Below are 26,378 nucleotides of genomic sequence, written 5' to 3'. Positions count from 1 at the left end.
GCACCGTTGCGACAGAGTCGTGGGTCATGGGAACCATCAACGGGCTTCCGGCCCATCCGCTGTTCGTGCACCTGGCCGTCGTCGCGATCCCGCTGGCCGCGATTCTCGGCATCACCGCCGCGCTCTGGCCGGCCGCGCGGCGACGGCTGGGCGTGATCACCCCGATCGTGGCGCTCGTCGCCATGATCATCACCCCGCTGACCACGTCGGCCGGGGAATCGCTGGCGAAGACCAAGGAGCCCAATTCGGTACTGGCGCGCCACATCGACCTCGGAGACCAGATGATCTACTGGGTCGCTCCCCTGTTCGTCGCGATCACCCTCGGGTGGGCGATCACGATTCCGGTGCTGCGACAACGGGTTCCGTCGGTATCCGACCGCACCTATCGCATCGTGTCGGTGACGTTGTCGACGGTGGTGGTCATCGCGGCGGTCGGTTCGATCGTCATGGTGTTCCTGGTGGGCGACAGTGGGGCGCGCTCAGTCTGGACCGAGTGACCCGGTGATCGACGAACCGGGCGACCCTGGATACGCCGTCGCCGGGGCCAGCCGCGCGGTCCAGCGTTCCTCGATCCGGCCATACCGCCAGACCGCCAGCGACACGATCCAGGTGATGACGAACAGTCCCACGATCACGAACCCGAGAGCATTGAGATCGAGGCCGGACACGTCGTCCCAGAACGGTCCGGTCCACCCGAACTCGTCGGCGAGCAGCGAGAGGATCTCGATGGTGCCGATCCCCACTGCCACCAGCACCGACAATCCGGTGATGATGAGGTTGTAGTAGACCTTGCGCACCGGATTGGCCAACGCCCAGCCGTAGGCGAAGTTCATGAACGATCCGTCGATGCTGTCGAACAGACTCATTCCCGCCGCGAACAGCACCGGCAGGCACAGGATCGCGTACCAGGGCAGGCCCGCCGCAGCGCTCGAGCCGGCCAGCACCAGCAGTGCCACCTCGGTGGCCGTGTCGAAGCCCAGACCGAAGAGCACCCCGATCGGATACATCTGCCACGGCTTGGTGACCACCTTCATGAACCGGCCGAGTAGGCGATTCATGAAGCCGCGGTTGTTGAGGTGCTCTTCGAGCCGGTCCTCGTCGTAGACGCCGTTGCGCATGTCCCGGAACACCCGGAGGATGCCGACCAGGATGACCACGTTGATCGCCGCGATCAGGTAGAGGAAACCGCCCGAGACGGTGGTACCGATCAGCCCGGTCACGTGGTGCAGCGCCGACGAATCGTCCTCGACCGGTCCGGCGAGTGCCCTGATCCCGAACGCGAGCAGCACGGCGAGGCCGAACACGATCGTGGAGTGACCCAGGGAGAACCAGAATCCCACCGTCATGGGCCGTTTGCCGTCGGCCATGAGTTTGCGGGTGGTGTTGTCGATGGCGGAGATGTGGTCGGCGTCGAACGCGTGGCGCATCCCGAGGGTGTACGCGGTCAGCCCGATCCCGACACCGAGGGTCTTCTGCCCGACGGTGAAGTGTTCGGGCGCGACGAACACCACCAGCGTCACCCACCCGACGACGTGCAGCGCCGCCACGACGGCGATCATGCCGCCCACGCTCGCCCATTCGCGCGGGGTGAGCGCCGACCTGATCCGCCCGGTGCGTCGGCGAGTGTCGATATCGGTCATGGGGCGACCGTACGCACGGCACTCTCATCTGAACAGGCGAACCGATGACGAACTGACCTTCCGGACAGGCATCTCAAGCGGATCGGATAGTCCAGTGCACCAACAGGATTCGCGGGCGAATCGTGCGCATTGCCGGTTTCGTCAGGGTCACTGCCCGAGCAGTGCACGCACCTCGTCGACGATGCGCTCCAGCGCCACCTGATGCTGGTCGCCGGTGGCGAGATCCTTGACCTCCACCTTGCCGTCGGCGAGCTCACGATCCCCGAGTACCAGCGCGAGCCGGGCCCCCGACCGGTCGGCCGCCTTCATCGCGCCCTTGAGTCCACGATCGCCGTAGGCGAGGTCGACGCTGATCCCGGCGCTGCGCAATTGTCCTGCGACACCGACCAATTCAGCTTTCGCATCGGTGCCCAACGGCACCCCGAACACCTGACAGCGGGCGATGTCGGCGTGCGCGACGCCCTCGGCCTGCAATGCGAGCATGGTGCGGTCCACACCGAGTCCGTACCCGATGCCGGACAGATCCTGCTTGCTGCCGAGCTGGCGCATGAGTCCGTCGTATCGTCCACCACCGCCGATCCCCGACTGCGCGCCCAGCCCGTCGTGCACGAATTCGAATGTGGTCTTCGTGTAGTAGTCCAGTCCGCGCACGAGTCGCGGGTTGATCTCGTAGGGCACCCCGAGCTGACGCAGATGCGACAGCACGCTCTCGAAATGCCCGCGCGCGTCGTCGGAGAGGTGGTCGAGCATCAGTGGGGCGTTCGCGGTTGCCGCGCGCACGTCGGGTCGCTTGTCGTCGAGCACGCGCAGCGGATTGATCCTCGCCCGCTCACGCGTGGCGTCGTCGAGGTCGAGTCCGGCCAGGAACTCCTGCAGCACTTCCCGGTACTGCGGCCGGCACGTGTCATCGCCCAGCGACGTGATCTCCAGCCGGAAACCGGACAGTCCGAGCCGCCGGTAGCCCTCGTCGGCGATCGCGATGACCTCGGCGTCGAGCGCCGGATCGTCGACGCCGATGGCCTCCACCCCGACCTGCTGGAGCTGCCGGTAGCGACCGGCCTGGGGCCGTTCGTAGCGGAAGAACGGTCCGGCGTAGCAGAGTTTCACCGGTAGCTGGCCGCGGTCGAGACCGTGTTCGATCACCGCGCGTACCACCCCGGCGGTGCCTTCGGGACGCAACGTCACCGACCGGTCGCCGCGGTCGGTGAAGGTGTACATCTCCTTGCTCACCACGTCGGTCGACTCGCCCACGCCGCGGGCGAACAGCGCCGTCTCCTCGAAGATCGGCAACTCGATGTGCCCGTATCCGGCACGCCGGGCCGCCTCGGTGAAGGTGTCGCGCACCTTCCGGAAGTCCGCCGAGTTCGGCGGGTAGTAGTCGGGGATGCCTTTGGGCGCGGTGAAATCGGCGCTCACAGTCTTCTGCTTCCCTTCTGTTGGCCCGGTTCGCCGAGATCCGCGAGGAACGGGTTGGTCGCTCGCTCCTGTCCGATCGAGGTCTGCGGCCCGTGGCCGGGCAACACCTGGGTGTCGTCGGCGAGCGGTAACAGTTTCGCCGCGATGGAGTTGAGCAATTGCTGATGGTTGCCGCCGGGCAGGTCGGTGCGCCCGATCGATCCCGCAAACAGTACGTCACCGGAGAAGCACACCGGCACGGTGACGGGCGCACCGTCGTCGCCGGCCACCTCGACGTCGGTGCCGAGCAGCACCGATCCCTGGGTGTGGCCGGGCGCGAGATCCACCGAGAACCGGATTCCGGCGAGTTCCACCGCCTCGTCGTCGCCGAACTCCACCACCTTCTCGGGTTCGCGGAACTTCAGCGCCCCGATGACCGCCTCCAGCGCCCGCCCCAGACCCGATCCGGGGTCGGCGAGCATATGTCGGTCGGCGGGATGGATGTAGGCGGGGATGGCGAACTCGTCGCACAGATCCGCGGCGCTCCACGTGTGGTCGAGGTGGCCGTGGGTCAGCAGCACCGCCACCGGGGTGAGGCGGTGCTCGGCGAGCAGTTCCTTCACGCGCGGACCCGCATCCTGGCCCGGGTCGACGATGATCGCCTCGGCGCCTTGCTCCCGCGCCACGATGTAGCAGTTCGTCTGGAACATGCCCGCGGCGAATCCGGTGATCAGCATGTGGTCTCCTCATTCGGGCCGTGCGGGGTGGCGCCCGCCTGCGTTCACCCGCTGTCCATTGTGGACCAGGCAGTAACGATGCCCTCCCACCACCCGGGACAATGGCCGTCCACCAACCGGACAAGTCCCCGTCGACCACCCGGCCACGACGCGCCCACGACGGACCTGGCTGGGGAACTCTCAGGGTGTGCTGGCACACTTGCGTGTCGATACCGCCCAACGGGTTGCCAGTCAGACGTGTCAGGAGGGGCCACCAGCGTGACCACCAACGAGGAGCGCCGCGAGGCAGCCAAGCGCAAGCTGGAAGAGCGGCTCGAACGCGAACGTCAGGAGCGTCGACGCCGCCGCATCATCATCACCTCGGTGTCGACGGTGCTGGTGGTGGCAGTGGTGGCCACGGTCACCACCATTGTGGTCAAGAAGATCCTCGACGACAGGGAAGCGGCGCGGTGGACGTCGTGCACCTACGAGAATCAGCCCGACCGGCTCAAACCGATCCCCACCGACCCACCGCAGGGCGTCCCGGCCAATCAGGTCGACGAGTACCGCAAGTACGCCGCCGAGATGAACAAGATGATCGCCGAGGGCATCCCGAAGAAGAAGACCGCGCCCAAACCCGGCGACCGCCAGCTGAAGTCGGGTGACGTGTCGGCGACCTTCGACACCACCCAGGGCACCATCCCGGTGACGCTGACCCGCGCGAGCGCGCCGTGCAACACCGGTGCGGTGATCTCGCTGATCCAGGACAAGTTCTACAACGACTCACCGTGCCACCGGATGACCACCAGCGACACCCTCAAGGTGCTGCAGTGCGGCGACCCCACCGGAACCGGCGCCTCCGGCCCCGGCTGGAGCAGTCCCGACGAGCCGCCGACGAACCTGAAGCCGGCCGGGCAGCCGAACCCGATGACCGGTCAGCAGGCGGTGATCTACCCGCGCGGCACCATCGCCATCGCGAACAGCAACCAGGGCGGGCAAAGCAGCAACACCGGGTCGAGCCAGTTCTTCCTGGTGATCCAGGACAGCCAGCTCTCCCCCGACTACTCCGTGGTCGGCAAGGTGGACCCCGAGGGGCTCAAGGTCCTCGACAAGGTCGCCGCCGGCGGCGTCACGCCGGGTCCCTCGGGTGAACCGACCGACGGCAAGCCCAAGCTGCCGGTCACCATCACCGCCGCGACCATCACCGGTGGCGACCTGGACTGAGGCGCCGCGGCGACAGGACGCCAACCGTTCCCGCGGATCGAATTCCTTCCCGCGTACGGAATCCCGTGCGCGGGAAGGAAACCGTGACGCGGGAAGGGTCAGGCCGCCGAGGTCACCCGGTAGACGTCGTAGACACCTTCGACGTTGCGGACCACGTTGAGCACGTGTCCGAGATGCTTGGGGTCACCCATCTCGAAGGTGAACTTGCTGATCGCGACCCGATCGCGGCTGGTGGTGACCGACGCCGACAGGATGTTCACCCGCTCGTCGGCGAGCACCTTGGTGACATCCGACAGCAGCCGGTGCCGGTCGAGGGCCTCCACCTGGATCGCCACGAGGAACACCGATTCGGCCGACGGCGCCCACGCCACCGGGATGATGCGCTCGTTCTGCCGGCGCAGTTCGTCGGCGTTGGTGCAGTCGGTGCGGTGCACGCTGACACCGCCGCCGCGAGTGACGAATCCGAGGATGTCGTCACCGGGAACGGGTGTGCAGCACTTGGCCAGCTTGATCGCGACGTTGTCGACCCCCTCGACCACGACGCCTGCATCGCCGCCGGTGCGGGTGCGGGCGGGCATCGTCGACGGTGTGGAGCGTTCGGCGATCTCCTCGGCCGCGTCGTCGATGCCGCCGAGCGAGGCCAGCAGTCGATTCACCACATGCCGCGCGGACACGTGGTTCTCGCCCACCGCGGTGTAGAGGGCGGTGACGTCGCTGTAGCGCAGTTCCTTGGCGATCGCGGCCATCGACTCCGCACTCATCAGCCGCTGCAACGGGAGTCCGCCGCGGCGGACCTCCTTGGCGATGGCGTCCTTACCCGCCTCGAGCGCCTCCTCGCGACGCTCCTTGGCGAACCACTGCCGGATCTTGGCCTTGGCTCGCGGGGACACGACGAAGTTCTGCCAGTCCTTGCTCGGACCGGCGTTGGCGGCCTTCGAGGTGAACACCTCCACCACCTCGCCGTTCTCGAGCGTCCGTTCGAGCGCGACGAGGCGACCGTTGACCCGGGCGCCGATGCACCGGTGCCCGACCTCGGTGTGCACGGCGTAGGCGAAATCGACCGGGGTGGAACCCGCGGGCAGCGTGATCACGTCACCCTTGGGGGTGAAGACGAAGATCTCCTTGACCGCGAGGTCGTAGCGCAACGACTCGAGGAACTCGCCGGGGTCGGCGGCCTCGCGCTGCCAGTCGAGGAGTTGACGCATCCACGCCATGTCCTCGACCTCGGCGATATCGGAGCGTCGGCCGGACTTGCGGTCCTTGTAGCCGTTCTCCTTGTAGCGCCAGTGCGCCGCGATTCCGAACTCGGCGGTGCGATGCATGTCATGGGTGCGGATCTGCACCTCGAGCGGCTTGCCCTCCGGGCCGATCACCGTGGTGTGCAGCGACTGGTACACGCCGAAGCGGGGCTGGGCGATGTAGTCCTTGAAACGTCCTGCCATCGGCTGCCACAGCGAATGCACCACGCCGACCGCCGCGTAACAGTCACGCACCTCGTCGCACAGGATGCGCATCCCCACCAGATCGTGGATGTCGTCGAACTCGCGTCCCTTGACGATCATCTTCTGATAGATCGACCAGTAGTGCTTGGGCCGTCCCTCGACGGTGGCGGAGATCTTGGCCGCCGACAACGCGTTGTTGATGTCGGCGCGCACCCGCGCCAGGTAGGTGTCGCGCGAGGGCGCGCGGTCGGCCACCAACCGCACGATCTCCTCGTAACGCTTGGGATGCAGAATGGCGAACGAGAGATCCTCGAGTTCCCACTTGACCGTCGCCATACCGAGCCGATGTGCCAGCGGCGCAATCACTTCGAGCGTTTCACGGGCCTTGCGTGCCTGCTTCTCCGGCGGCAGGAACCGCATCGTCCGCATGTTGTGCAACCGGTCGGCCACCTTGATCACCAGCACCCGCGGATCGCGCGCCATCGCGATGATCATCTTGCGGATGGTCTCGGCCTCGGCGGCGCTGCCCAGTGCCACCTTGTCGAGCTTGGTCACCCCGTCGACGAGGTGGGCGACCTCCGAACCGAAGTCGGATTCGAGCTGATCGAGGCTGTAGCCGGTGTCCTCGACGGTGTCGTGCAACAGGGCCGCCACCAGTGTGGTGGTGTCCATGCCGAGATCGGCGAGGATGGTCGCCACCGCGAGCGGGTGGGTGATGTAGGGGTCCCCGGACTTGCGCGTCTGCCCGCGGTGGCGTTCGTCGGCCACGTCGTAGGCATGTTGCAGCAACGCGACGTCGGCCTTGGGATAGATCTCCCGGTGCAGCGTCACCAGCGGCTCGAGGACCGGACGGACCGGGCTGCGGGTGGCGGTCATACGGCGGGCCAGGCGTGCCCGGACCCGCCGGGACGCGGAGGTGTGTGCGGTGTCGGGCGCGGCGGCGGTGGTCTCCGGCGCAGACGAGCGCTCGGCGTCCGGCACCGGCTGTGCGCCGTTGGTCACCGTGTCGGCATCGTCGGCCACCATCGGCCTCCTTCCGGCAGAACGGCTGTGCGCGGATTGCTGATCCGGACGAATCAACATCGCATGTGTCGAGTCTAGTCCGGCGGGTCGGTGCCCAGTGTCGTGGAGCGATGGAGCGAGAGGTCGGAGCCGATCAGTCCGCCGACAGCCGGGCCAGACGGGCCTTGCGCAGATTGGTGCGCACGATCCACGCGACGTCCGGGTCGGGGTCGTCGCGTAGCGCGGTGAACCGATCGAGTCCGTGGTCGGGGTCGGCGGCCACCGCTACACTCCAGCAGTAGCCCAATCCCTGACGCAGCACCCGCAGGTCGGGGTCGCGACGACGATCGGCGGGCCGGGCACGGATCAGCGCGGTGGCGCGCTCACACACCTCGATCGCGGCGGCGGCCATGCCCGGATCGCGCAGTAGTCGCGGTTCGCAGATCCCGGCGGCCGCCGCCCGGGCCACGAGCGGCTCGGGCCCACCCGCCCAGTCCAGCGCGACGGCAGCCATGGCGCGCGGGTCGTCGTCGGCCCAGCGCTGCAGTCCCATCGCAGCACCCTCGCGCACCCGCCACCGCGGATCGTCGGCCGCGGCGCGCAGCGCGACGAGCGTCGCATCGCGGTCGGCTGTCTGCTCGGCGAGCAGTCGTCCCAGTCCCGCGGCACCGCAGCACGCCAGGTACTCGTCGTCGGCGGCTGCGGCCGAGTGGATCATCGCCGGGGCCGCCTCCTCCACGAATGCGGCGAGCAAGCTCAGATTCGCCCGTGGCCCCGGCAGATTCGACTGTTCACCGAGCCAGGAGAACCACACGTTGACGTCGTCGGGCAGCGCCGCGAGTTCACGCCGGTAGTCATCGACTTTGCTCATCGCGAGTCCGCACTCATCCGAGATGCAGGTCTAATGGTCAGTTGTCGGTCACGACGGTGTGCACCGGAAGTGACTCGCCGAGTCCGCGGGCGATGGTCTCGCGGCCGCCGAGACCCTCGAGTTCCATGATCACCGCGACACCCACCACCGTGGCACCCGCGCGTTCGACGAGTTCTGCGGCGGCCAACGCGGTGCCACCGGTGGCCAGCACGTCGTCGACGAGGAGCACCCGCATGCCGGAGATGTCGATGCCACTGGCGGGGATCTCGAGCCGGGCCGACCCGTACTCGAGGCTGTACTCCACCGAGTGCACCGGGGGCGGGAGCTTGCCGCCCTTGCGGATCGCGAGGACGCCCACATCCAGTTCACGGGCCACCGCGCCGCCGAGGAGGAACCCGCGGGCGTCGATACCGCCGATCAGGTCGATGCCGCGGCACCCGTGGGTCAGCGCGGTGACGATCGACGACAGCCCGTCGCGGTCGGCGAGCACCGGGGTGAGGTCCTGGAACACGATGCCCGCCTCCGGAAAGTCCGGTACCCGGCGGGCGTGTCGGACGATGGCGGCCCTCGCCTCGGCCAGCGCTGCCTCCGTCACGTGCGTCGGAACCGCGGGCTCCTCGGGGGGCTTGGGCTCGGGAGGCATGGGCTCGAGAGGCACGGACTCGGGGGGTGTGGGCGACGCGTCGGCAGTACTCATGGCCTCACTCATCTCGATCGGTCTGGGCATGCGGTCGGATGGTCCGGGAGGGAATCCCGGTCACGGATGTGGTGCCGGCCACCACGCCCTGCGCGTGGCGAGGACGGCGTCCACGAGTGCGGTCACCTGCGGCAGTTGCTCCGGGCGGAACGGCCACAGGCCGACCTCCCCGCGCTGGAAGTCGACGGTCAACGTGGTGCCGTCGATCCGGCAGCCCACGATGAGGGCGGCGTGATACCGCGTCGACCCCTGGCGGTACGGCGAGAACACCTCGAGGACGCGGCCATCGAAAGCGGCCAGCCAGTTGTCGAGTGGCGCTTCGATGATGTCGCCCATCACTTGAGTATGGTCCATCGGTCCATGTTCCAGCCGGTCCCGTTGCGCGCCAGCCCGGCGACCGCATTGCCGACCCGATCATTCCACCGTCGTACCCGTGGCGCAGCGAACAGCGGCAGCGACGGAACACTTGCCCATGCGGCGTTCTCGATGGTGCGGACCAGTTCGAGACGGTCGGAGCCGAGCTGGGCCACGGCGAGCGCATCGATCGCCGCACTCACCTGCGGATCGCGAAATCCCGCGAGGTTCAGCGGATCCCCGCCGCGCAGTTGCTGGGCGTCGCGGATCGGGTCGGCGGCCCCGGCAGCGGCCATCGACGCCCCGTCGACGACGAGGATCGCGTCGACGTCGGTGCCGAGATCGGTGACACCGATCTGCGGCGACCCGGCGTCGACGACCGTGATCCCGGCGCCGCGGCACGAGTCGGCGATGGCGGCCACCATCTGTCGCCTGCGGTCGTCGGGCGCCAGATAGCCGATCCGTACACGGAGCGGGCCGTCGCGTCCGGCGTCGGCGAGCAACGCGCGGGTCCGGGCGGGATCCACCCGGAAGTAGCCCTGGCCGAATTCGTTGTTGATGGCGGCGGCCAGATCGTCGGCGGGGGCGAGTGTGCGCAAATTCCAGACCTGCGCGCCCTGACCGAACCCGCGGGTCAGACGATCGCGGGGCACGCACGAGGCGAATGCTCTACGCACCGCAGGGTCGGCGAAGGCGCCACTGCCGGAGAACACCAGTTCCTCCACGCCCAACGAGCGGCCGGGCGCGTCGCGCGCCTGCACCTGATCGGCGGCGCCGGCGTCGGAGGCGATGGCGTCACCATCGGTGAGTCCCGCGGTCACGTCGGCGATGTCGTACCGGCCGTCGGCGATGCGGCGGACGGCGTCGCCGCGCCGGTCGTGTAGGACGATCCGCGACACCTTGGGGGCATCGCCCCACCATTTCGGGTTGTCGGAGAGCACCAGCCCGCCCTCGCCGTATGAGCTGATCCGATACGGACCCGACGACGGGAACGTCCCGTCCTCCACCGCACCCGGGCGCAGGTCGAATCCGGTGTTCCATGCCTTGGCGATCTTGGCGATCACCGGACGGTTCATTGCCCGGATCGGTTCGATCACGTCGGCGACCTGCGCGTCGCGGGCCACCACCTGCGCGGGCAGGAGTGTGCCCGCCCCGAACAGCGACAGCCAGTCCCGGTAATCGCGCCCCGGCGCGAAGGTCACGGTGGCGGATTTGTCTCCGGGTGCGCAGCGCACATCGGTGATGTCGCGGTAGCCGGCGGTGGTGGCCGGTGTGAAGCCGGGCAGCCGTCCGCTCATCGCCGCCCACGCCAGCACCAGGTCGTCGCAGTCGAGAGGCCGGCCGTCGGAGAAGACCGCGTCGGGGGCGAACTGGTAGCGCAGGGTGAGCACGGGTCCCGGCTGTGCGGTCACGGTGCCGATGTCGCGGTCGGGTGTCACCTGACCCGAGGCGCCCAGATAGCTGAATCCGGGGAACACCCGCGTGACGGCCATCAGCGCACCATCGGCGTTGCCGGCCACCGTGTTGGCGTTGACGGTGGACAACCGCGCATCCACGACGTAGTCGAGCTGAGGTTCGGCGTCCTCCGAGCAGGCAACCGTCAGTCCGAGTACACCCGCCGCAACGAGCAGCAGGGCGGTGACCCGCCCGGTTCGCCTCCCCATGGCACGCGAGACTAGCGGTTGCGGCGTCGTTTACCGGTGGGAGCGGCCTTCTCGGCCGTGTCACCGGAGGTGTCGACGCTCGCAGCGCGCGTCGAGGTCCGCCCACGCACCGGACGATCGTCGGCGCCGGGCGTCTCGCCGGCGGCCACCGCGGCCCGACGGTCGAGCACCTTCTTCGTGTGGCGGCTGATGTCGCCGCGCCGTTCCTTCAGCGTCACCAGCAACGGCGCCGCGAGGAAGATCGACGAATACGCACCGACCACGATTCCGACGAGCTGAATGAGTGCCAGGTCCTTGAGGGTGCCGACACCGAGCAGCCACACCGCGATCACCATCAGGGCGATGATCGGCAGCACCGAGATCACGGTGGTGTTGATCGACCGCATCAGCGTCTGGTTGACCGCCAGGTTGGTCTGCTCGGCGTAGGTGCGGCGCGTGGTCTGGCGCACCGAGCGGGTGTTCTCGGACACCTTGTCGAAGACGACGACGGTGTCGTAGAGCGAGAAGCCGAGGATCGTCAGCAGGCCGATCACGGTGGCCGGCGTGACCTCGAACCCGACCAGAGAATAGATTCCCGCGGTGCAGATGATGTCGAAGAACAGCGACGCCAGCGCCGCCACCGACATCTCGCGGTCGAACCGGACCGCGATGTAGACGAAGACGATCACCAGGAACACGCCGAGCGCGATCAGCATCTTCTGGGTGATCTCACGTCCCCAGGTGGAGCTGACCTCGGAGATGCTGACGTCCTGAGTGGTCACCTCCGGCCCGAACGAGTCGGTCAGTGCCCGGGTGACCGCGGACGCCTGAGGCACCGTGAGAGCGTCGGTGCGCACCTGAACGGTCTCGCTGGATCCGGCCCCGGCCGTCTGCACGGACTCCGGTGCGTGGCCCAGCGCCTTCGACACCGCGTCCTCGACGGACTGACTGGTCACGTTGCTGCTGGTCGCGGGGATCGAAATCTGGGTACCACCCTCGAAGTCGATGCCGAAGCTGAACCCGCGGATGGCGATGGAGCCGATGCAGATCAGCAGGATCACCGCGGTGACGATGTACCACCGGCGGCGCTTCGACACGATCTCGAAAGCGCCTGTGCCGGTGTAGAGCCGGGACAGGAAGGAGCGATTGGAGTCGGCGACGAAATCGGCGTCCGACGCCGAGGTGGGTGCCAGCGCGGCCGTCGACCCGCTGTGGGTGCCGTTGCTGCTGCTCATTTCGCCGATCCTTCCGCGACGGCCTTGGCCTTACCGCCGGTTGTGCCGGGAGTCGCGGCCGCGCTGTCGCCGGCATCACTGCCCGCGCGCGGGGTGTGGCGACGCTGTCGGGCGACTTCGCTGACCGCACCCAGACCGTTGACGTTCGGTCGTGACATGAACGAGTTGCGGCTGGCGAGCACCACCAGCGGATGGGTCACCAGGAACACCACCACGACGTCGAGGATGGTGGTGAGTCCCAGGGTGAACGCGAAGCCGCGGACCTCGCCGATGGCCAGGGTGTAGATGACCGCGGCGGCGATGAAGCTGACCGCGTTGCCCGACCAGATGGTTCGCCGGGCGCTCGCCCAGCCGCGCGGCACCGCCGACCGGAAGCTACGGCCCTCGCGCATCTCGTCCTTGATGCGTTCGAAATACACCACGAACGAGTCGGCGGTCATGCCGATACCGATGATCAGACCGGCGATGCCGGCGAGGTCGAGGGTGAAGCCGATCCACCGGCCGAGCAGCACGATGATGCCGTAGACCATCGCCCCCGAACAGATCAGCGAGAAGATCGTCAGGAAGCCGAGCATCCGGTAATAGGCCAGCGCGTAGATGAACACCGCGATCAGACCGACCAGACCGGCGATCAGGCCGGCGCGCAGAGACGCGAGGCCCAGCGTCGCCGATACCGTTTCCGCATCGGACGTGGTGAAAGACAGTGGCAGCGAGCCGTACTTGAGAACGTTGGCCAGGTCGGTGGCCTCCGACTCGGAGAACGAACCGGTGATCTGGGTCTTGCCACCGGAGATCTGAGAGTTGATGCGCGGCGCGGAGACCACACGGCTGTCGAGGACGAAGGCCGTGGAGTTGCCGATGTTCTTGGCGGTGAAGTCGCTCCACGTCTGCGCGGCGTCCGGCTTGAAGTCCAGGTACACCGTCCACGCACCACTCTGCGGATCGGATCCGGAGCTGGCCGACTTGATGTCGCGGCCGTCGATGATCTCCGGGGCGAGGAGGTAGACCTGTTTGCCGTCGGTGGAGCAGGCCACCAGGTACTGGTCGGGTTTGTCGTTGCCGAGGAGGGGATCGTTGGCGCCCTTCGAGCAGTCCATCTTGGCCATCTGGGCCTTGAGGGCGTCGAGGTTGGCGTTGGCCGGGGCCTGCCGCTTCTGCTGCTCTTCGGCGATCGCTTTGGCCGATTCGTCGGCGGGCACCTCATTGGCCGGGGCCTGCTCACCGGGCGGCGTCGCGTTCGGCTGCGCCACCGCGTCCTGCGCGCTCACCACCGGCCGGATGAACAGACGAGCCGTCTGGCCGAGCGACTTGGCCTGCGCCCCATCCTGCCCGGGCACCGTGATCACCAGGTTGTTGCCATTGACCACGACCTCCGAGCCGGACACGCCGAGACCGTTGACGCGCTGCTCGATGATCTGTTTGGCCTGATCGAGCTGCTCGCGGGTCGGTGCGGCACCGTTCTCGGTGCGCGCGGTCAACGTCACACGGGTACCGCCCTGGAGGTCGATGCCCAGTTTCGGGGTGGGCGATCCTCCCCCGGTGAAGAAGATGAGGCCGTAGACCACCACGAGGAGGGCGAAGAACACGGCAAGGGGACGCCACGGCGGGATCTCTCGGGATCTGGCCGCTGCCCGGCGAGGGGTGGTCACGTTGTACTCGGTCTCCTTTGACACTGTTCCCATCGGCGCTGATCCACGCTCACGGGCGCGTACGGGCATGACGGTACGCGCACCGTCAGGGGGCGTCGATGGCCGCAGGCCACTCTACTGACCGGCCGGACGAAGGGGAAAACCTCCCCGACCGCGTGTGGGTGTTGCCGACTACTTCTCGGAGTCGGCCTGCTTGTCGGAGACCGAGTCGCCGGTGTCGGCGGGCCGCTGTTCGGCGGCGGGCTCGTCGAGGGCGGGCAACTCCCCCACCACCGAGCCGTCGACCGAGGTGAAGTCGTCGGCCCCGAAATCCTCTGCGCTGAAATCGTCGACACCGTCGACGGGGGCCGCGGGCGGGACGTATCCCGCGTAGGTGGCGGCGGCATCCTCGGTGGACACGACCTTCATGATGGCCAGCCGGTTCCAGCGGGTCACCACGCCGGTGGCGATCTCGACGTCGATGTAATCGGACGAGGTGGCGTCGATCACGGTGCCGAACAGCCCCGACGTCAGCTGCACCCGGGTGCCGGTCTCGACCGAGTTCTGCATCTGCTGGGTCTCGGCCATGCGCCGCTTCTGCTTGCGCATCGAGAACCACATGAAACCGGCGAGCAGGACGAGCAGGAGGGGAAAGAGCAGAGATGACATGGGGAGAAGATCAGTCCTTCATCAGATCGGGGGTTCATACCAGTGTGCCACGCCGCCGGGAAGGGATTTGCGTTGCCGACCGATTCGGCCGCACGGTCACAGTTCGTCGAAGAGGCTTTCCGTCCCGACGTCGCGGGGACGAACCCCGAATGTGGCGTTCATCGCGCCCGCCGGCGGGGTGAGGCCGAGGTGATGCCAGGCCGCCGCGGTGGCCACCCGCCCGCGCGGGGTGCGCGCCACCATGCCCGCGCGCACCAGGAACGGCTCACATACTTCCTCGACGGTGGCCGGCTCCTCGCCGACGGCCACCGCGAGTGTCGACACACCGACCGGTCCACCGCCGAATGCCCTGATCAACGCATTGAGCACAGCCCGGTCGAGCCGGTCGAAGCCGAGTTCGTCGACGTCGTACACGGCCAGCGCGGCCCGCGAGATGTCGACGGTGATCACCCCGTCACCGCGCACCTCCGCGTAGTCGCGGACCCGGCGCAGCAGCCGGTTGGCGATGCGCGGGGTACCGCGGGAACGACTCGCGATCTCCGCGGCGGCGTCATCACGCAGATCGATACCGAGAATTCGCGCCGACCGACGCAGCACGCGCACCAGTTCGTCGGTCTCGTAGAACTCCATGTGCGCGGTGAACCCGAACCGGTCGCGCAGCGGGCCGGTCAACGATCCCGACCGCGTGGTGGCGCCGACCAGGGTGAAGGGGGCGACGTCGAGCGGGATCGAGGTGGCGCCGGGGCCCTTCCCCACCACCACGTCGACGCGGAAATCCTCCATCGCCAGGTAGAGCATCTCCTCGGCGGGACGGGCGATGCGGTGGATCTCGTCGATGAACAGCACGTCGCCCTCGACGAGGTTGGAGAGCATCGCGGCGAGGTCGCCCGCGCGTTCGAGCGCCGGACCCGACGTCACCCGGATCGCCGCACCCATCTCGCTCGCGATGATCATGGCCAGCGACGTCTTGCCCAGACCGGGCGGACCCGACAGCAGGATGTGGTCGGGGGTACCGCCCCTACCCTTCGCTCCGTGCAGCACCAGTTCGAGTTGTTCGCACACCCGCGGCTGGCCGATGAAGTCGGCCAGCGACCGCGGGCGCAGGCCCGCATCGAAGTCTCCGTCGGAACGGACCGGGGTCGCGTTGACCTCCCGCTCGTCGGGCGGGATGTCGGCGCTCATGCGGTCTTGCCCAGCAGTGCCAGCGACTCACGCAGCACCCGCGATGCGTCGGCACCGGGATCGTCGGCGAGGACAGCGGTGACCGCCTTTTCCGCGGGTGCGGCGGTGAAACCGAGGCCCACCAGGGCCTCGGTCACCTGATCTCTCACCCCGGCACCGACCAGCGAGGGCCCCGTCGCGGTCTCCGACGCCGGGCGATCGACCTTGTCGCGCAACTCCACGACGAGCCGCTCGGCCACCCGTTTGCCGATGCCGGGCACGGTGGTGAGCGCTTTCACGTCGGAATCGGCGAGCGCACGGCGCAGCGCTTCGGGTTCGAGCACGGCCAGCGTGGCCATGGCCAGCCGCGGGCCGACCCCGGTCACCGTCTGCAGCAGCGCGAACAACGCGCGCGCGTCGGGTTCGGTGAAGCCGTACAGCGTCATGGAGTCCTCGCGGACGATCATCGACGTCAGCAGCGTGGACTCCTCCCCGCGCCGCATCTGAGACAACGTCGACGGCGTGGCGAGTACCCGATAGCCCACTCCGGCACAGTCGATCACGACGTGATCGAGGGCCACGTCGACCACCGGGCCACGTACCGAGGCGATCATGCACCCCTCCCTTCACGTGCGGGGATGATCCCTTGGCGCTGCCGTGCCCCGGCGATCTTCTCCCGATGCCGGGCGGCCGCAGCCTCCGCCTGCCGCTGCGCCTGGGCCAGACGCTCGGCCATCGGACCGCGCCAGCAGTGACAGATGGCCAGTGCGAGCGCGTCGGCGGCGTCGGCCGGGCGGGGTTTTGTCTGCATGCCCAGGATGCGTGTCACCATCGCGGTGACCTGGGATTTATCGGCGCGACCACTGCCGGTCACCGCTGCCTTCACCTCCGACGGCGTGTGAAACCGCACCGGGATGTCGCGCTGGCCGGCGGCCAACGCGATCACACCACCCGCCTGCGCGGTGCCCATCGCGGTGGACACCTGATTCTGGGCGAAGACCCGCTCGATGGCCACCACGTCGGGCTGATGGACGTCGAGCCAGTGACAGGCCGCGGTGTACACCGCCAGCAACCGCGCCGAGAGCTCCATGTCGGTGGGGGTGCGCACCACGTCGACGTCGAGTGCGGTGACCTGCCGGCCGGCACCGGACTCGACGAGCGCGATGCCGCATCGCGTCAGCCCCGGATCGACACCCATCACCCGCACCGCGACCTCCCTCGACACGCCGAACAACTGTTCGATAAGTGTAGCGAGCGTCCCCGACATCACCGCGCACCGACACGCGCGCCGGATCCGTGGCAGCAAGTTCGCTCACCGCGAAGTGCCGCTACCGGCGGACGCGGAATACCGGCGAGGCGATCAGGCGTCGAGTTCGGCGAGCACCTCGTCGCTGACGTCGACGTTGCTGTACACGTTCTGCACGTCGTCGCAGTCCTCGAGCGCGTCGATCAGCTTGAACACCTTGCGCGCACCCTCGGCATCGACGGGCACCTCCACCGACGCCCGGAAATCGGCCTCCGCCGAGTCGTAGTCGATCCCCGCATCCTGCAGCGAGGTGCGCACGGCCACCAGGTCGGTGGGTTCGCTGACCACCTCGAAGGTCTCGCCGAGATCGTTGACCTCCTCGGCACCCGCGTCGAGGACGGCCATCAGGATGTCGTCCTCGCTCTGCCCGTTCTTCTCCAGCGTCACCACACCCCTGCGGGTGAACAGGTAGGCCACCGATCCGGGGTCGGCCATGTTGCCGCCGTTGCGGGTCATCGCGGTGCGCACCTCACCGGCCGCGCGGTTGCGGTTGTCGGTGAGGCATTCGATCAGGATGGCGACGCCGTTGGGTCCGTATCCCTCGTAGGTGATGGTCTGCCAGTCGGCGCCGCCGGCCTCTTCACCGCCGCCGCGCTTGCGCGCGCGTTCGATGTTGTCGTTGGGAACCGAACTCTTCTTGGCCTTCTGGATCGCGTCGTAGAGGGTGGGGTTGCCCGCCGGATCGCCACCCCCGGTGCGCGCGGCCACCTCGATGTTCTTGATCAGCTTGGCGAACATCTTGCCGCGCTTGGCGTCGATGACCGCCTTCTTGTGCTTGGTGGTGGCCCATTTGGAGTGGCCGCTCATACTCTCCCGATCCTTTCCCGCATCCGGCGACGCTGCCGCGACGACGTCATCCGTCGATCTTACCGGCGCACATTCGGACGAAGTACTCATGCACCCGGCGATCCCCGGTCACCTCCGGATGAAACGACGTGGCCAGCACGCTCGCCTGCCGGACCGCGACCACCCGGCCCGCGGCCGGACCGTCCGGCACGGTGGCCAGCACCCGCACGTCCGAGCCCACCTGCTCCACCCAGGGCGCGCGGATGAACACCGCCCGCATCGGCGCGCCGTGGGTGATGCCGTCAACCTCCAGATCGGTTTCGAACGACTCCACCTGACGCCCGAAGGCGTTGCGGCGCACGGTGATGTCCAGGGCGTCGAGGTGACGCGCGTCGGGTCGGGTGTCGAGGATCTGCGAGGCCAGCAGGATCATTCCCGCGCACGACCCGTAGGCGGGCATCCCGTCGGCGAGACGCTCGCGCAGCGGGTCGTAGAGGTCGAAGACACCGAGCAGCCGGCTCATCGTGGTGGATTCGCCGCCGGGGATGATCAGTCCGTCCACCTCGTCGAGTTCGCTGCGGCGGCGCACCGCCACCGGCCGCGCCCCCGACGCCGACAACGCGGCGAGGTGCTCGCGCACGTCACCCTGCAACGCGAGAACACCGACACGTGGAGCCGACGACGTCGCGGTCACCTCGCCCGCCGGGCGTGCTGATCGGTGGGCATCTGCCGCCCGGTCCGCGACAATCCCTCCTGGGTGACCGCGGCCACGAGGGCTCCAGAGCGATCGAAGATGCGGCCCTGGGTCAGAGCGCGACCGGCACCGGCCGACGGCGAGGTCTGGTCGTAGAGCAGCCATTCGTCGGCCCGGAACGGCCGCATGAACCACATCGCGTGATCCAGCGAGGCCGCCTGTGGTTCGACGCCGGGATGGGGCACCTTCGACGATCCGAGCAGCGTCATGTCGCTCATGTAGGCGAGCGTGCACACGTGGATCACCGGGTTGTCGGGCAGACGATTGCGGTACCGGAACCACACGCGCTGCTGCGCGACCACGAGGTCGGAGGTGACCATGTCCTTGCGCGGAACGATCCGGATGTCGAAGTTCTGCCATTCCTTGAAGACGGCCTTCTCCTCGTCGGAGAATTCGTCGGACCTTTCGGGGAGCGACTCCGGGTCGGGCGCCGGTGGCATCGGGTCCTGATGTTCGATGCCCTCGTCGCCGCTGACGTGAAACGACGCCGACATCGTGAAGATGGCCTCGCCGTTCTGGATCCCGGTCACCCGTCGCGTGCAGAACGACCGCCCGTCGCGGATGCGGTCGACGAGGAACACCGCGGGAATGTCGGGGTTGCCCGGCCGCAGGAAGTAGCCGTGCAGCGAGTGCACCATGTACTCGTCGCCCACGGTGCGGGTGGCCGAGACGAGGGCCTGCCCGGCCACCTGACCACCGAACGTGCGTTGCAGATGACTCTCGAACGCTCCGCCGCGGTAGATGTCGGTCTCGATGCGTTCGACCCGCAGGATCTCCTCGATGGCTGCCACCCGACCAGTATTCCGTACGTGTCTCGACGGTTTCGGGCGGGCGGCGGCAGGCGGATCAGAGTTCCTCGAGGCGCACCAGTCCGTCCTGAACCGCCCGCGCCACCAGGCCCGCCTTGGTGGGCGCGGCCCGCCCGATCTCGGCGTACTTGGCGCGAATCCGGGTCAGGTGGGTGTTGACGGTACCCAGCGAGATGAACAGTTCTTGTGCGACAGCGGGTTTGGTGTCGACCATCAGCCAGGTGCGGAGCACCTCGACCTCACGTGCGGTCAGGTTCGGACGCTCGAGGCCGGGTACGGCCGCGTCGGCGGTGGTGCGCGTTTCGGCGCGGCTGTCGGCGGCGTCGGGTACGAGGTGCATCCGGCGGCCGGCAGACGGGCCGGACGGGCCGGTCGTGCCGGTCGGCTGCCCGGGAAGCGGCATGCGACGTGCGGCGAGCCGCGCCAGTGCCTCGCGGCGACGGGCGTCCGCCTCGACGCGACGGCGTGCGTCGTTGGCGGAGAAGTGCAGGTTTCGGGTGGTCTGGGCCGGTGCGGTCATGTCGGCGTCTCCTCGCGATCACTCGGCGCGGATACTCGATCCGGCCGGTCCCGGAAGGTCCGGTGTGATTGCAACGCTATGGCTGCCGGACAGACACGTCGATGGGGAGAACTCCCCTCCCATGGGGAGAACTCCCCATGGCATTCGCCCAGCTCAGAAGGGGTGCACGCAGGCACTGTGCCGCCTCGCGAGGGAATCTCCCCATCGGCGTGGGGAGTCTGCTCAACCGGCGGCGTTGCGCGCGGCCTCGGCGTCGATCATCGGCAGATCCGCGCGCGTGACGATCCGCGACGACACCGCGTACTCCACGAGCTTCGCGCGACGGTTGCTGGCCAGCCGCCCACCCCCGGCACGCATACCGCTCACCCCGAGTTGGTCGAGTTTGTCGCAGACGTTGTCGAGCTTGCGGTTGAACTTCGTCAACGGCCACCCCAGCCGTGCCGCCGCCTTCGCCGAAGACGGGATGGCGCTGGCCCCGGTCCCCTCTCGCCGGAGGATTTCCTCGGCGAGCACCACGATCAGCAGCTTCTGACTTTCGGTGAGGGTGGGAACACCCTGTGTGGTGCGGCCACCGGTGTATTCCGGCCGGGTGACCGACTGCACCCGCGGCGCGGTTGCGAACACATCGAGTTCGTAGGTGGTCGGCCCGGCGGTGAAGACGATCGTGGTGCGGCCGAACACCAGTGGCATGCGCGCACCCGGACCCAGCATGGCAGAAAACCCGACATCCCCCGCGGACACGCTCGCCGACAGGTGGGTGCCCAGGTTGGTGAGCCACCACAGGTCGTTCTCGTTGTGCAACACCAGGAATCGACGATGCAGATAGGGGTTGTCGTCGACCGAGAGGTCGGCTTCACGTCCGATGAAGAACCGCCTGCCGGGCGTCAGCGGGAATCGTTCGCCCACGTACTCGACGTAACTCATCCCCTCCGGAGCGGCCGACCCATCCGTTGTCATGACGATGTCACTCTCGCTCAGCTCGTCTCGCCGGCGGCGTCAGCCTCCCCGACAGGCACAGCGGCATCGGGCACAACGGCATCGGGCACAGCGGCATCGGGCACAGCGGCATCCGACGTACCGGCGTCGGCATCGGAGCCGGACACGGCAGACATCTGCACCGTGCTCACCGACTCGTGCACGCTGACCACGATCACCGTGACGTTGTCGTGCGCGCCGACGGCCAGCGCGGCGTCGACCAGCGTCTGCGCCGCCTGCTCGGCGTCGTCGGTGGAGGCAAGGATGTCGGCGATCTCGTCGTCGGGCAACTCCCCGGTGAGCCCGTCGGAACAGATCAGCAGCACGTCACCGGGCAACGCGACGGTGGTGAAGTAGTCGGCGACCGGATCCACCATTCCCGCACCGAGCGCGCGGGTGATCACGTTGCGCCGCGGGTCGACGCGCGCTTGCGCCGGGGTGAGCACCCCGGCGTCGACGAACTCCTGCACCTGCGAGTGATCCCGGGTCAACTGGTTGAGGGTGCCGTTCTGATACCGGTAGGTGCGCGAATCTCCGATGTTCACGATGAGCCACTGCGGTCCGTCACCGGTGCTCACCAGCACTGCCCCGGTGGCGGTGGTGCCCGCGCGACGATCGGAGTGGGCGTCGATCGACCCGATCCGGTCCTGCGCGTCGCCGAGCAGCCCGTCGAATTCGACGCGGGTGGCGTCGAGGCCGCCGGCGGTGTCGATACCGGCCAACGTCAGCAACGCCGCCTCGCTGGCGAGTTCACCACTCTCATGCCCACCCATGCCGTCGGCGAGCAGGTAACGACCGGGCAGCGCGAGTGCCGCATCCTCGTTGGTCTCACGCACCCGGCCCACGTTGCAGCACACCGACCATTCGAGCCGGAGGTCCCCGATGATGTCGGTGCCCGAGAGCGACGAGTCCCGGACGATGCTGACCGAATCCATGATCAGCAGATCCTACCGGCGACGCGACCCGGAACGCGGCGGGACATTCCCACTTGCCTCAGGGCGCCGGTGACGTCGGGCCGTTGAACGACGAGCTACCAGCCGCGTTCGGCGAGCCGGTGCGGAGCGGCGATGTCTTCCACGTTGATGCCGACCATCGCCTCACCGAGCCCGCGCGACACCTTGGCCAGCACGTCGGGGTCGTCGAAGAAGGTGGTGGCCTGCACGATGGCAGCCGCCCGCTGCGCCGGATTGCCCGACTTGAAAATGCCCGAGCCGACGAACACGCCCTCGGCACCGAGTTGCATCATCATCGCCGCGTCGGCCGGGGTGGCGATGCCGCCGGCGGTGAACAGCGTCACCGGGAGCTTGCCCGCGTTGGCCACCTCCACCACGAGTTCGTAGGGAGCCTGCAGTTCCTTGGCCGCCACGTAGAGTTCGTCCTTCGGCAGCGACGTGAGACGTCGGATCTCATCGCGGATCTTGCGCATGTGCGTGGTGGCGTTCGACACGTCGCCGGTGCCCGCCTCGCCCTTGGAGCGGATCATCGCCGCGCCCTCGGTGATGCGACGCAGCGCCTCACCCAGATTGGTGGCGCCGCACACGAACGGAACGGTGAAGGCGAACTTGTCGATGTGGTTGGCGTAGTCGGCCGGGGTGAGCACCTCCGACTCGTCGATGTAGTCCACGCCGAGGCTCTGCAGGATCTGCGCTTCGACGAAGTGACCGATACGCGCCTTGGCCATCACCGGGATCGACACCGCGGCGATGATGCCGTCGATCATGTCGGGATCACTCATCCGTGAGACCCCGCCCTGTGCACGGATGTCGGCGGGCACCCGCTCGAGTGCCATCACGGCGACGGCTCCGGCGTCCTCGGCGATCTTCGCCTGCTCGGGCGTGACGACGTCCATGATGACGCCGCCCTTGAGCATTTCTGCCATCCCCCGCTTGACGCGCGCGGTGCCCTGCCCGACCTGCGGGTCGGCACCGACGGCGTGTCCGTTGACCGATGCATCGGGTCCGGGAAGATTCCCTGACAGGAATTGGCTCACTGAAGTCTCCTGATGTCGCGTGAAACCGGCCTCGATCGGGCCGTGACCACCACCGAGGATACCGGCCGCACGCGCCGCGCCTCGGTTCAGGTGGGTCAGCCGTCACGAGCTTTCGGCGGAGGTGACCCGTTCGGAGATCTCGAAGTACCGCGGAGGTTCGGCGGTGCCGCCCAGTCGCAGCCACCGCACCGGCCGGCGGTCGGCGAGCGCGCGGGTGTCGCGCACGGCGTCGTTGTAGAAGCGCCGGGCCATCATCACCCGGGTCTCCGCGTCGGCCAGTTCGCCGACCAACGCGGCCGGCCGATCGCTGCTGCCGGTGCGGGCCAGCGCCGCCGACAATGCGTTCTCGGCATCCTCGCGCTCGGCCGCGGGGGCCTGCTCGGCCCGCACGGCGATGGCCGCCAGGTCGTGGGCGGCCCGACGTGTCGGCGCCTCGGGCGAGTCGGCCATTCCCGCGGCGATGGCGCGGGCAACCACGGATCGGCGTTCGAGGGCGGCTTCCAACGAACGGCGTGCCAGATCGACGCGAACATTGAGCCGGTCGAGGCGATTGGCCGTCTGGTAGGCCCAGGCGACCGCCAGCACCAGCACCACGACCACCACCGTGACGATGAACATGGTCGTCCCCGACACGGTGATACCCGACACCGTGACCCCCGATGCCCACGGCTGACCGGCCGGTACCTGCGGTGAGATCACCGATCCGCTCCCCTCAGTCCGATACCACTGGGTCCGACACCACTGGGTCCGATACCACTCAGTCCGATACCACGACGGGACCGGCGCCCACGGTGACCGTTTCGTAGACCCGCATGATCTGCTCGGCCACCCGCGACCAGTCGTAGCGGGCGGCACGGGCGCGACCGGCGGCCACCTGCGCGGCGCGTACCTCGTCGTCGGAGAGCAGCGTGATCACCGCGGCGGCCAGGTCCTCGGCCGAACCGGTGTCCACCAGGGTTCCGGCCCGGCCGTCGTCGAGGACCCGTCGGAAGGCGTCGAGTCTGCTGGCGATCACCGCGGCACCCGCCGCCATCGCCTCCACCAGCACGATGCCGAAACTCTCCCCACCGAGGTTCGGCGCCACGTAGACGTCGGCCGACGCCAGTGCCCGCGCCTTGGTCGCGTCGTCGACCTGACCGAGCAGCACCAGATGATCGGCGAGGGCGCCTGCGCGGCGTCGCAGCGCACGTTCGTTGCCGCCACCCACCACCAGCACCCGCACATCCGGAAAGGCCTCGACGATGCTCGGAAGCGCCCGCATCAGGATGTCGATGCCCTTGCGCGGCTCGTCGAAGCGCCCCAGGAACAGCACCGACCGTCCGGGCCGGGGATACCCGTCGAGCGGCTGCGCGCCGGCCAGCGCCGACACGTTGATGCCGTTGGGAATCTCCACCGCATCCGAACCCAGCGATTCCATCTGCCAGCGGCGCGCCAGCTCCGACACCGCGATCTTGCCCGCGATGCGCTCGTGATAGGGACGCAGGATTCCTTGGAAGACTTTGAGCCACAACGACTTCGACGTCGACGTGTGGAACGTGGTGACGATCGGTCCGAGTGCCACCATCAACGAGAGCATCGACAGCGACGGCGAGTTGGGTTCGTGCACATGGAGCACGTCGAATTCGCTGTCGGCGATCCAGCGGCGCAGCGTGAGGTATCCGTGCGGACTGAAGTTCACCCGGGACACCGAGCCGTTGTACGGGATCGCCAACGCCGGTCCCGCCGAGACCACGTAATCCGGTAGCGGGGTGTCGTCCGCCGCGGGCGCCAGCACACTCACCGTATGACCGGCCCCGATGAACACCTCGGCGAGTTCCACCACGTGCGCCTGCACACCCCCGGGGACATCGAAGGAGTAGGGGCAGACCATACCGATCCTCATCACGCGCCCTCGATCCGTTCGCGTTGCCTGCTGCTCCAGTCGGACTCCCAGAGCGGCTGCAGCATATGCCAATCCGCGGGATGGGCGGCGATGTTGGTCGCGAACGCGTCGGCGAGCGCCTGGGTGGTGGCAGCAACTCCCCCGCTGACGTCGAGCGGATCGTGCAGTCGGATCTGCGACCGCGATCCGGGCAGGAAGCAATGGTGGGTCGGGATGAGGGCCGCACCGGTCTCGATGGCCAGCCGGGCGGAACCGGCGGGCATCCGGGTGGGTTCGCCGAAGAACGTGACCGGCACGCCGTGTCGGCTGAGGTCGCGTTCGGCCATCAGACACACCACCCCGCCCGCGCGCAGCCGCTGCGCCAGAAGCTCGAAGGGCGGCTGCTCGCCGCCGGTGAGGGGAAAGATCTCGAAGCCGAGCGATTCGCGGTAGGCGACGAATCGTTCGAACAACGACTCCGGTCGCAGCCGTTCGGCCACGGTGGAGAAGCTCTCGCCGGTTCGGTCCACCAGCCACACTCCGGCCATGTCCCAGTTGCCGCTGTGCGGCAGCGCGAAGATCACGCCGCGTCGCTCGGCGTAGGCATCCTCGAATCGGGCCCGGTCGGGCGGATCGAAGTGCACCGAGGCGGCGGCCTGCGCCATGTCCATGGCCGGTAGCCGGAACGCCTCGTACCAGTAGCGGGCATAGGACGCCATGGCGTCGCGCATGAGTCCGTCGGGAACGTCGTCGGGGGCAACGCCGATCACCCGGGCGAGGTTGCGGCGCAACTGTTGTGGACCACCGCCGCGGCTACCCGCCATTGCACCGGCACGCGCGAACGCGGCGCGGCCCCACCGGTCGGGCACATGTCGGATGCCGGCCCAACCCGCCCGGTAGCCGAGGTCGGTGAACCGTTCACTCAGCGAGCTCACCGCGCATCGGGGTGCGGTCGGGCGTCCGGGCCTGCCAGGTCGTCCTGTTCTGGCGCTTCCTGTTGTGCCGCTTCCTGTTCTGCCGTGTCCTGTCCGGGCACATCGTCCTTCGTGACCAGCGGGATGAGTTCGCGGGCGCCCGGCGACTGGGCGATGGAGTACATCCGCTGTCCGACGGTGATCACGCTGCCCACCGCCAGCACCCACATGGCCACGTGAATGGCCCAGCCCAGGCCGAGGCCGGTGAATCCGGCACCCACCAGCACGATGATCAGCCGGTCGGGACGTTCGATGAGTCCGCCGTCGCCATAGAGTCCGGCAGCCTCGGCCCTGGCCTTCGCGTACGAGATCACCTGCGAGGTCACCAGGCAGATCAACGTCGCGACGAACAGCCACCGATGCGGTTGCGTCCACGCGCACCACCAGGCGAGACCGGCGAAGATTGCGCCGTCAGCGATCCGATCACACGTCGCGTCGAGCACCGACCCGAACCTGGTGCCGCCGCCGCGGGCCCGGGCCATCGCCCCGTCGAGCATGTCGAACATGACGAACAGCCAGATCACCATCGTGCCCCAGAACAGCTGCCCCATCGGGAACAGCGTGACCGCGGCGGCGATGGTCGCGACCGTGCCGATCACGGTCATCGCGTCCGGGGTGAGACCGGTCCGCAGCAGCGCGCGGCCCAGCGGGAGGGTTACCTTGGACACCGACGCCCGACCTCGAATGCTCAGCACCGCAACGCTCCTTCCCGACCGGCTCCGCCGC

General features: G+C 68.3%; 27 protein-coding genes. 2 read left to right on the top strand and 25 right to left on the bottom strand.

Annotation, left to right across the window (positions count from 1 at the left end; all coding sequences use genetic code 11):
- Positions 1-26 precede the first annotated feature (26 nt).
- Positions 27-497: a DUF2231 domain-containing protein gene (locus ACWDSI_RS04725; protein ID WP_449746455.1), complete on the top strand. Its 471-nt coding sequence runs from the start codon at positions 27-29 to the stop codon at positions 495-497.
- On the opposite strand, the gene ACWDSI_RS04720 is transcribed toward ACWDSI_RS04725, so the two are convergent.
- From ACWDSI_RS04720 to ACWDSI_RS04710, 3 genes are all read right to left on the bottom strand, one after another.
- A complete protein-coding gene (locus ACWDSI_RS04720; protein ID WP_449755813.1) occupies positions 480-1,640 on the bottom strand; it encodes a HoxN/HupN/NixA family nickel/cobalt transporter in 1,161 nt (386 codons plus the stop codon). The two genes, ACWDSI_RS04725 and ACWDSI_RS04720, sit on opposite strands and share 18 nt — an antisense overlap.
- A gap of 147 nt (positions 1,641-1,787) precedes the next feature.
- Entirely contained in the window at positions 1,788-3,056 is a 1,269-nt protein-coding gene (hisS, locus tag ACWDSI_RS04715; protein WP_449746457.1) for a histidine--tRNA ligase, read from the bottom strand.
- A complete protein-coding gene (locus ACWDSI_RS04710) occupies positions 3,053-3,772 on the bottom strand; it encodes an MBL fold metallo-hydrolase (RefSeq protein WP_449755812.1) in 720 nt (239 codons plus the stop codon). Before ACWDSI_RS04710 ends, hisS begins: the two co-directional genes overlap by 4 nt.
- A gap of 258 nt (positions 3,773-4,030) precedes the next feature.
- Here ACWDSI_RS04710 and ACWDSI_RS04705 point away from each other — a divergent pair, with 258 nt between their 5' ends.
- A complete protein-coding gene (locus ACWDSI_RS04705; RefSeq protein ID WP_449755811.1) occupies positions 4,031-4,975 on the top strand; it encodes a peptidylprolyl isomerase in 945 nt (314 codons plus the stop codon).
- Positions 4,976-5,073: 98 nt separating this feature from the next.
- On the opposite strand, the gene ACWDSI_RS04700 is transcribed toward ACWDSI_RS04705, so the two are convergent.
- From ACWDSI_RS04700 to pgsA, 22 genes are all read right to left on the bottom strand, one after another.
- Complete coding sequence (locus ACWDSI_RS04700) at positions 5,074-7,443, bottom strand: RelA/SpoT family protein (RefSeq protein ID WP_449755810.1); 2,370 nt, start codon at positions 7,441-7,443, stop codon at positions 5,074-5,076.
- Between the two features lie 130 nt (positions 7,444-7,573).
- Positions 7,574-8,290, bottom strand: coding sequence for a HEAT repeat domain-containing protein (locus tag ACWDSI_RS04695; protein WP_449755809.1), 717 nt, complete (start codon positions 8,288-8,290; stop codon positions 7,574-7,576).
- Positions 8,291-8,327: 37 nt separating this feature from the next.
- A complete protein-coding gene (locus tag ACWDSI_RS04690; protein WP_449755879.1) occupies positions 8,328-8,933 on the bottom strand; it encodes an adenine phosphoribosyltransferase in 606 nt (201 codons plus the stop codon).
- Positions 8,934-9,047: 114 nt separating this feature from the next.
- On the bottom strand, positions 9,048-9,323 hold the full coding sequence (locus ACWDSI_RS04685; RefSeq protein WP_449755808.1) for a hypothetical protein: 276 nt from the start codon (positions 9,321-9,323) through the stop codon (positions 9,048-9,050).
- On the bottom strand, positions 9,323-11,005 hold the full coding sequence (locus tag ACWDSI_RS04680; protein ID WP_449755807.1) for an ABC transporter substrate-binding protein: 1,683 nt from the start codon (positions 11,003-11,005) through the stop codon (positions 9,323-9,325). Before ACWDSI_RS04680 ends, ACWDSI_RS04685 begins: the two co-directional genes overlap by 1 nt.
- An 11-nt stretch (positions 11,006-11,016) precedes the next feature.
- Entirely contained in the window at positions 11,017-12,219 is a 1,203-nt protein-coding gene (gene secF, locus ACWDSI_RS04675; protein ID WP_449755806.1) for a protein translocase subunit SecF, read from the bottom strand.
- Positions 12,216-13,901, bottom strand: a complete 1,686-nt coding sequence (gene secD / locus ACWDSI_RS04670; protein ID WP_449755805.1) for a protein translocase subunit SecD — start codon at positions 13,899-13,901, stop codon at positions 12,216-12,218. Before secD ends, secF begins: the two co-directional genes overlap by 4 nt.
- A 138-nt stretch (positions 13,902-14,039) precedes the next feature.
- Positions 14,040-14,516 (bottom strand): preprotein translocase subunit YajC, encoded by a 477-nt coding sequence (gene yajC / locus ACWDSI_RS04665; protein ID WP_449755804.1) that lies wholly within the window; start codon positions 14,514-14,516, stop codon positions 14,040-14,042.
- Between the two features lie 96 nt (positions 14,517-14,612).
- Complete coding sequence (gene ruvB / locus ACWDSI_RS04660; protein ID WP_449755803.1) at positions 14,613-15,698, bottom strand: Holliday junction branch migration DNA helicase RuvB; 1,086 nt, start codon at positions 15,696-15,698, stop codon at positions 14,613-14,615.
- Positions 15,695-16,291: a Holliday junction branch migration protein RuvA gene (gene ruvA, locus ACWDSI_RS04655; protein ID WP_449755802.1), complete on the bottom strand. Its 597-nt coding sequence runs from the start codon at positions 16,289-16,291 to the stop codon at positions 15,695-15,697. The genes ruvB and ruvA overlap by 4 nt, the downstream gene beginning before the upstream one ends.
- Positions 16,288-16,884, bottom strand: coding sequence for a crossover junction endodeoxyribonuclease RuvC (ruvC, locus tag ACWDSI_RS04650; protein WP_449746520.1), 597 nt, complete (start codon positions 16,882-16,884; stop codon positions 16,288-16,290). Before ruvC ends, ruvA begins: the two co-directional genes overlap by 4 nt.
- A 153-nt stretch (positions 16,885-17,037) precedes the next feature.
- Entirely contained in the window at positions 17,038-17,790 is a 753-nt protein-coding gene (locus ACWDSI_RS04645; protein ID WP_449746469.1) for a YebC/PmpR family DNA-binding transcriptional regulator, read from the bottom strand.
- Positions 17,791-17,836: 46 nt separating this feature from the next.
- The gene (pdxT, locus tag ACWDSI_RS04640; RefSeq protein ID WP_449746470.1) at positions 17,837-18,463 is read right to left on the bottom strand and encodes a pyridoxal 5'-phosphate synthase glutaminase subunit PdxT; all 627 of its coding nucleotides are present in this window, start codon (positions 18,461-18,463) and stop codon (positions 17,837-17,839) included.
- The gene (locus tag ACWDSI_RS04635) at positions 18,460-19,314 is read right to left on the bottom strand and encodes an acyl-CoA thioesterase (protein ID WP_449746471.1); all 855 of its coding nucleotides are present in this window, start codon (positions 19,312-19,314) and stop codon (positions 18,460-18,462) included. The genes pdxT and ACWDSI_RS04635 overlap by 4 nt, the downstream gene beginning before the upstream one ends.
- 55 nt (positions 19,315-19,369) lie before the next feature.
- Positions 19,370-19,852 (bottom strand): LuxR C-terminal-related transcriptional regulator, encoded by a 483-nt coding sequence (locus ACWDSI_RS04630; RefSeq protein ID WP_449755801.1) that lies wholly within the window; start codon positions 19,850-19,852, stop codon positions 19,370-19,372.
- A 222-nt stretch (positions 19,853-20,074) separates the two neighbouring features.
- Positions 20,075-20,809: a hypothetical protein gene (locus ACWDSI_RS04625; protein ID WP_449746473.1), complete on the bottom strand. Its 735-nt coding sequence runs from the start codon at positions 20,807-20,809 to the stop codon at positions 20,075-20,077.
- A gap of 17 nt (positions 20,810-20,826) precedes the next feature.
- Positions 20,827-21,762 (bottom strand): PP2C family protein-serine/threonine phosphatase, encoded by a 936-nt coding sequence (locus ACWDSI_RS04620; RefSeq protein ID WP_449755800.1) that lies wholly within the window; start codon positions 21,760-21,762, stop codon positions 20,827-20,829.
- A 95-nt stretch (positions 21,763-21,857) separates the two neighbouring features.
- Complete coding sequence (gene pdxS / locus ACWDSI_RS04615) at positions 21,858-22,817, bottom strand: pyridoxal 5'-phosphate synthase lyase subunit PdxS (protein WP_449755799.1); 960 nt, start codon at positions 22,815-22,817, stop codon at positions 21,858-21,860.
- Positions 22,818-22,919: 102 nt separating this feature from the next.
- On the bottom strand, positions 22,920-23,435 hold the full coding sequence (locus ACWDSI_RS04610; RefSeq protein WP_449755878.1) for an NUDIX hydrolase: 516 nt from the start codon (positions 23,433-23,435) through the stop codon (positions 22,920-22,922).
- Between the two features lie 139 nt (positions 23,436-23,574).
- On the bottom strand, positions 23,575-24,699 hold the full coding sequence (locus ACWDSI_RS04605; protein WP_449755877.1) for a glycosyltransferase family 4 protein: 1,125 nt from the start codon (positions 24,697-24,699) through the stop codon (positions 23,575-23,577).
- Positions 24,699-25,613, bottom strand: a complete 915-nt coding sequence (locus ACWDSI_RS04600) for a phosphatidylinositol mannoside acyltransferase (RefSeq protein ID WP_449755798.1) — start codon at positions 25,611-25,613, stop codon at positions 24,699-24,701. The genes ACWDSI_RS04605 and ACWDSI_RS04600 overlap by 1 nt, the downstream gene beginning before the upstream one ends.
- Positions 25,610-26,347, bottom strand: coding sequence for a phosphatidylinositol phosphate synthase (gene pgsA, locus ACWDSI_RS04595; RefSeq protein ID WP_449755797.1), 738 nt, complete (start codon positions 26,345-26,347; stop codon positions 25,610-25,612). The genes ACWDSI_RS04600 and pgsA overlap by 4 nt, the downstream gene beginning before the upstream one ends.
- Positions 26,348-26,378 lie beyond the last annotated feature (31 nt).

This window comes from Gordonia sp. NPDC003429, assembly GCF_053588575.1.
Note: the sequence above shows the minus strand (reverse complement) of the source record. Positions and strands in the feature narration are given on the sequence as shown.